Consider the following 7135-nt stretch of genomic DNA (forward strand, 5'->3'; position numbering starts at 1 on the left):
TCGACAGTCACGTCATCGGTACATACTACCGTTTGCCCTGTATGGCAGAACCCTCGCGGCCCCTGCGGGGCCGGAGGGCTGGCAGGATACGGAATGAGGACACCAACGAGCAGTAGCTACGGTTCGCTTCGTGCATACGCTGCGACGCCAATCCCGGCGGCGACACCGAGTGTTCCACCAATTCCACCGATCAGCATGCTCGCCAGTAGATCGGGCGCGATGAACACGACCGCAACGACAACGAGCAGATAGGCAATGGCCGCACCGACGGCGACGATGAGCGCACGCTCTCGGCGGCGAGCGCGTTCGCGGTCGGCGAGAGCGTGCTGACGGAAGTGGCCGTACAGTTTGCTCTGTAGGGCGTCAGTTCGCTCTGTGTGCCGATCGTCAATCGTGTCGATACGATGGTCGAGATCGGTGAGGTCGTCGGTAAGCTGGGCGGGTGAGCGCGTTCCTCGACTATCCCAATCGTTGAGGATGTCGCGGAGTTCGCTGGCTTCGACGGAGCGCTCGATGGCCTTCGGTGGCCGGGGATAGCGGTCGTGGGCGGGCAACTCCGAACTCACGTCGGAGAAATAGACGAGTCCGGCATCGTGGAGTTTGCGAAAGCGCCGGAGGACGGTCTGATTGGTCCAGCCGTACTCTTTTGTGACGTTCGGCGTGATGAGCGTCCCACGGATACCGGGATTGAGGTGACGCTCTTCGTCGAGCAGGAGGCGAAGAATCTTGATGGATTTGTCGTCGAGGTCGGCGGCGACCTCGTGGGTATTCATCGGTCGAAGAGCTTGTCGAGAGTGGATTGGTTGGCGATCTCTTCGAGGGCGGCCTCGATCTCTTCCATGCGGGTTTCGAGGTCGGCGATTCTTTTGTCATAGTGGGCATCACGCTCGCTCATCTGGTTTTCGAGCCGGCTGAATCGGTGGTCGTGGTGCTCGGTTTTCTCCTTCAAATCACGGACGGTGAGCTGGTCGAGATTGAACGAGTCGATGAGTCCGTCGTCGATGGCCTGCTTGCCCTCATCGGTAAGCGTAGCGACGGTGGGCGGAATCCGGTCGGTGTCGGTGTGGCCCTTCCGAGTGGTAATGAGTCCGGCGTCGGCGAGCTTGTCGTAGCGGTAGTGGATCCCCGAGGAGTTCCAGCCGGTGGCGTGCTTGAGTTGAGTCGTGTTAGCCTGCCCACCATTCTCGCGCAATTCATCGAGAAGCGCGACGGCTTTCCAATCCAGATCCTGCTTCAACTGTGCGAGGTCAACCATACAACGACCGTCTATCTAAGCATACATAAATTCTACCCGGTATGATTATAGATTCCGACTGCGGAGTCTACAATCAGACTCTCAAATTAGCCCTACAATAGCATTGAATCGTTCACCCTACAGTAATAGTTGGGTTATAGCGTTTACTTGTATGGATATTTGATGGCGCGATCCTCCCGAATACCTAGGGTATGAAATCGAACGTTGGGTTCGGCGACCCTACAAAGAAAAAGCTGAGATTCAGTCGCCAATCTGGCTCTGGGGGGAGCGAGAATCTGGGGTCCAGTCCGGTCTGAGCGCGCGCCGCTAACTGGGGGGTCCGAGCGAGCGAAGGAGCTACGCGAGGGTGAGGGACCGGGTCCTCGACGAACAGAAACGAGGGGGAGTTCCAGCGGAGCGACGACAGAGGGTCCGGGCTTTCTGAGCCGGCAGTGTGGAATCCTGGATTTTGCCAATGGGCGGCTGAGCGGCTTCTACGACGAGTGAGGGTCCGAGTGAGCGAAAGCAGGAGGAGGGTCAACTGGTTGTGAGATGTTGTAGTGGACGTGCGGGAGTTTTATGTTCAAGCGCTGTGGCAATGCGAACATCATGCTGGCAGCTACCCGACGCGTTTCAGCTGACGGGGAGAAATATCCCCGTCAGCGTCTCGCACGTGTTACCAGCACGTCCGAGGGTGCCGACCAGTACCCTGCACCATGTCGGGATACACAGCGCATTCTCATAAACACGGCGGGNCTCGCACGTGTTACCAGCACGTCCGAGGGTGCCGACCAGTACCCTGCACCATGTCGGGATACACAGCGCATTCTCATAAACACGGCGGGTCGAGCGACGAACAGCGGAACTGCGACGAACGTGTTCCCGACGACGCCAAGCGCGAGAGCGCAGCGGGCGATCCAAGAATAGAGGAAGGCGACGAGCCTCTGCGATGCTATCCGCAGCCAGTCACCCACGGTGCTGGCATTTCTTATAATCTTGAGGATACAAGCCTCTACGACCAAGCACGAGAGCTATGGCGGTCGGAGATAGGCGAGCCGGACGCCGGCCCGCTGTACATCCCCTACGAACCGGATTTCATCGAGCAGGAGCGCGGGAACAGCGAAGGGTTCGCGCTCAGATTCAAATCCTCTGGGTGGAAGGCGGGGACGGAAACGGGAACGAACGGGTACCGGCAGTGGNGCGGGAACAGCGAAGGGTTCGCGCTCAGATTCAAATCCTCTGGGTGGAAGGCGGGGACGGAAACGGGAACGAACGGGTACCGGCAGTGGTATGAATATCATCTAACGCTGAGGGAGCGCGTCAGATCGGGCGGTGGCACGCGCTGGAAAGAGCCGCTCGGGATATCGCTGGATATCCACATCCAGCCGCAGTCAGAGGAGCTAGTCTATCCCGATGGAAGCGATTTCTCGCTGCCGTATGGAGAGGGAACGAAAATCTGGATGCAGACGACCTATCCTGATGGGCCGGAAGATATGGTCGAACGATCAACGAACGCGCTGGAAGCGTGTTTCGATTACGACTATTCGGGACACATCTCCGGGTCGGCGCGGATTACCAAATTAGAGTCGCACGTTCGGTTCGATATCGAGGCGAAGAATCGGGCGGTCGAATGTCTCGAAAATTCAAAGCGACTCATCGCATATGGCGGTTCTGCCGAATTGAGCGCGTGGCAAGAGATGACTCAAGCGGGTTGGTTAGAAGCACGTGTCGATTCTGATAGGTGGGATTTACTCGGTTTCGATTCGGCGGGATTCGGAGAGACGATGAAGGNGAAGTGGGAAGCAGCGTATCAGGGTGGTGGGGAGAGTCACCCACCGCTATCGGCGTGGTCGGAGCTGTCCGAGCGGCTGCAACACAAGGTAGTCCAACACTGCTGGTGGGCGGGAATTTCACCGGATGATCTAGTTTCGGACCCGCATTACCGCGGGCCATCGGAAAACGTCGGCAGATATCGAGATCTTGAGGGTCGGCGCGACGATCTCAAAGCGATTTATGACGCCCTTCGGCTGCCGATCATTTCGGAGATGGATAAAGAGACGCGCGGGCCGTTCGATATCCTCTCTGTGGTGCTAGATCACTCTGGGGCGGACTACGATACGCTGGAAGCTGAGACCGGGCTTTCGCGTTCAACCATTCGGTATCACGTCGCGCGCTTCGAAGATCTTGGATTCGTCGAGCGAGTTTCGAATCCGACGTGGGTGTTTTTCGAAGCGCCATATGTCGAGGACATGGTTCGGGAGATAGTCAATGGATGGGAGCCTGATACGGTCGCACGGAAGCGCATAGAGCGCGGGAAACGTGCGGATGAACGTCGGGATGCACGGGAGGGGGAATCAACTGAAACGGATGAGAGCGACGAACAGGCGGCGCGTGCGCTGTTCAGGTACATCGAGGAGGTAGGCATTACGCCGGATCAGCTCTCGACACTCATAGCGCAGGGCGCTCTCTCCGAACGCGATGTTCGTGTTCGGTGGAGCGAGGAATTAGAGGAGAAAGCGATAGGTTGAGTCAGGTCGGGACGGTGTTCGCCCGGGCTGGCAGTGGCGACACTTTCGGCTGATGTTCATTTATCCGCTCTTTTCGCGGGGATTTGGCGATTTTAGTTGTAGTTTTGATGTTTCTCGCCGATAGTTCGCTACTCGGCGTTTCGGCCGGGGTGGTTTGGGGTCTGCGGGGCGGTTGCGGGAGGGCCGAACGCTATGTGAGGCCCGCATTCTGGTACCGCCTTAGCGGCACTACCCTAACACAAGTTGACAAAGGTGGTTGCCATGTAGCCCAAGAGAATAGTAGCGCAATTCGCGCTGGATTCTCTCCGCTGCATCCGCTTGTTGAGTGCTCGGAGGGTTTCGGCAAGACTCACAGACGAAACAGCTACACTTGGGGATCAATGTGATAGGTTATGGAAGAATCGCCGGAAGGAAACAACGGTGAGGGGAGTGCCACCGAAGGAGAAGAGCGGATCTATTCAGAGGATGCAGCGGCGGCTGCTGAGATGATAGAAGCAGACGAGACGGAAGGATTCGTGATGGTAGTAGCTCAGAATGATTCAGAGAGTTCGGAGAAGCTCGTGATGCGGGCGGCAAGAGCGGCGACTTCCGAGGCAGACAGAGAAGTAGACGGACTGGATTACGCACTACTGGCTACAGCACTGGAAGCGACCGCGACAAGATGCGCTGTCTCGCTCAAACGCGCGGCTGCGACGGCGCTGAAATATGCTCGAGAGCCTGAGATATATCGCTGAGGATAACNGGCATCCGAAGATCTCTGGCTCGTAAGACAACATCCTGGCGACGAAATCCATTCTCCCGGTGTGCTCGCCGCGAGAGTCCGCTTATTCTTTGGACTCAGAATAATCGGAGAGAGAATGGTTGGCGAGTTCGCGTCGCATCTGCTTGTGGCGAGCTTTGTGTTCAGTGCGAGAGACGACTTCGATATTTTCGAATGTATTATGGAATTGATGACCATCTTTATGATGGACGTGTTTGCCTTTAATCGCGTCTAGACCGTATTTAGCGGCGGCGAGGAGGCGATGCTCGAACACATTGACCTGGGTCCCGTCAATTGTTGTTGCCCAGAACATATACCCTTCATTATTTTGAGTATAGCAGGGAAAGGGAGTTTTGCCGGGGTTGGTTTCTAGGCCAGCAGATTCTTTCGCGTGATTCCATGAGCCAAACCGTTCTCTGATGGTATATTGGCTGGGAGAGCGACCAAGATTTTCATATTCTTTCTGGGTGGGAGAATGGCCGAGTTCAGACGCGGCTTCACGGAGCGCGTCGAGGCAATCTCGCTCCGTGAATTGCCGTTTCCGACCCATTGGTTACTCATCGGTGCTCACTGCTCCTGTTTATCTGTTGGCGTCTTATCCTGCCAGCCCTCCGGCCCCGNATTGCCGTTTCCGACCCATTGGTTACTCATCGGTGCTCACTGCTCCTGTTTATCTGTTGGCGTCTTATCCTGCCAGCCCTCCGGCCCCGAAGGGGCCGTGAGGCACCGCGGTGCGGTCGCCAGCCCCTGTGGGGCTGGCCTCGCGGTAGCGAGCGCCGGAACGCGTCGGCCACGCGACGGCGTTCGCGTAAGTGATGCGGTCGGTGGTTGAACCGCAGAAGTATTTTTGGATGGGTAGCTTTAGCCACAAACATGAATAACCGAACTGAGTCTGTTGACGGCGCAGAGATTGAATCCAGCGCAATGGGTAGGGTACCTGAGGCAGAGAGATGGATGAAGGAGGTGGATGGTAATATCCACATCCACGAAGAACATCCGAATGGAGGGCACATCTGCCTGCTGCAATGGACCCCTGACCAAGCGAAAGAAATGGCGAAAATGCTATGGGAATATCAGAAAGTGGTGCGTCAAAAGAACGCAGANTGCCTGCTGCAATGGACCCCTGACCAAGCGAAAGAAATGGCGAAAATGCTATGGGAATATCAGAAAGTGGTGCGTCAAAAGAACGCAGATTGATTCACGCCCTCGTTACTGACTTCATCGAGCGTAGAAGCTACGAACAACTGAACTCTATATTGGACGACCCGCGGATCTAGCTCAATTCCGATAGAACACGCCATCTAAGAGATTGAGAATGCCACCAATCAAGAACATTGCTCCAATAACGAGATTAATCGTATCGGTCGAATCAATGATATAGTATAGACCAATCAACATCAGCAGAATTGTCGCAAGAATACTCGCCAAATGACTCCCACGGAATTCCCGAAATGCATTCCAAATTCCGTTCATAGAGGCACTGCACATTGAATAGTAAGGAATCTTTCCATGCCCAGAACCTGTTAGCAACCACTTGGTTACTGACAGACTGTCAGTAGCCCCACCTCATTCAATACAGAATCCCCCTGTCAACAAGAGCGGTCATTTCCTGACTGGTCTTCACTCCGAACGAGGGGTGTCGTCGCGCCGATCACGCCGGAGTGCCACCCTGTGAGCAATCAAATGGATATTTGGAGGGCAAGACATATTGAAGTATAGTCAGCAGCAACACGATGTATGCGCTATGGACTCGGCGATGTGGGTGATTCGTGGCATGATACAAGCCCAATAGGGTCGAGCATCTTCCTTGGTGTCCTCACATTGATTGCTCTCTCGGCTGTACTCTACGTGAACGGAAGCACCATCGTATTCAGCATTGGTGCCGGTATTGTTCTTGGTGCTGGTATTGCAGTCTTGAGGTTCGTCATACAGACTTACTTTTCATAACGTGTTCGTTGTTCGTGAATAGAGCGGGCGACGAATTCGATCACGACTACGAGCATCCACTCACCGATACGTCGGAATCCTACCCACCTCTGTAAATTGGGGAGTGCCTACTGACAGAGTGATAATCTTAGACCGGATTCCGCCGTTCGTTGCTACGAATCCGTTTTAAAAACCGGAACAGCGAAATTCCGATAATAATGCATCCGGCTCCCGTGACGAGATTCGGGATGATAGCTGCTGGCGGCTCGAAATACCAGATACTCCCCCAAATAACGAATGCAGCTATTACGATGGCGACTAGACGGCCACCAATTCCGATTCGCTTGAACCACTTCTCAGCCCACAGTCCAGGAGGTGTATCGCTGGCTGCGTGAGTGAGCACTACTGCAAATCCCCCAACTCCAAACCACAGCCACGAAATCCGTGTATCAATGACTTGCATAATTCCCGAAATAGTAATCAGAACCCCCATTCCAATCTCATACAGTAGGCGCTCAGTGCTCGCTTCGGAAGGAGGGACACCCCAATCAACCATAGTTTGTCCACGTGCTTCTATTTGCATAGATCACAGGGTCAATCGACAGTCACGTCATCGGTACATACTACCGTTTGCCCTGTATGGCAGAACCCTCGCGGCCCCTGCGGGGCCGGAGGGCTGGCAGGATA

General features: G+C 55.3%; 5 protein-coding genes. 2 read left to right on the forward strand and 3 right to left on the reverse strand.

The genetic code is table 11. From position 1 onward, the window contains the following. Positions 1 to 116: 116 nt before the first annotated feature. Both C451_RS05055 and C451_RS05060 read right to left on the reverse strand, forming a co-directional pair. Entirely contained in the window at positions 117 to 773 is a 657-nt protein-coding gene (locus C451_RS05055; RefSeq protein WP_007738416.1) for a hypothetical protein, read from the reverse strand. Next, positions 770 to 1255, reverse strand: a complete 486-nt coding sequence (locus C451_RS05060) for a transcriptional regulator (protein WP_007738418.1) — start codon at positions 1253 to 1255, stop codon at positions 770 to 772. Before C451_RS05060 ends, C451_RS05055 begins: the two co-directional genes overlap by 4 nt. A 2899-nt stretch (positions 1256 to 4154) precedes the next feature. On the opposite strand from C451_RS05060, the gene C451_RS05070 reads away from it, so the two are divergent. Continuing rightward, positions 4155 to 4496 (forward strand): hypothetical protein, encoded by a 342-nt coding sequence (locus tag C451_RS05070; protein WP_007738422.1) that lies wholly within the window; start codon positions 4155 to 4157, stop codon positions 4494 to 4496. A 90-nt stretch (positions 4497 to 4586) separates the two neighbouring features. Here C451_RS05070 and C451_RS21895 read toward each other — a convergent pair whose 3' ends face one another. Continuing rightward, entirely contained in the window at positions 4587 to 5072 is a 486-nt protein-coding gene (locus tag C451_RS21895) for a homing endonuclease associated repeat-containing protein (protein WP_007738424.1), read from the reverse strand. 1187 nt (positions 5073 to 6259) lie between these two features. Between C451_RS21895 and C451_RS21900 the strand changes: the two genes are divergently transcribed. Continuing rightward, positions 6260 to 6469, forward strand: a complete 210-nt coding sequence (locus tag C451_RS21900; RefSeq protein WP_007738427.1) for a hypothetical protein — start codon at positions 6260 to 6262, stop codon at positions 6467 to 6469. Positions 6470 to 7135: the final 666 nt, after the last annotated feature.

Source organism: Halococcus thailandensis JCM 13552, from assembly GCF_000336715.1.
GTDB classification, from domain to species: domain Archaea; phylum Halobacteriota; class Halobacteria; order Halobacteriales; family Halococcaceae; genus Halococcus; species Halococcus thailandensis.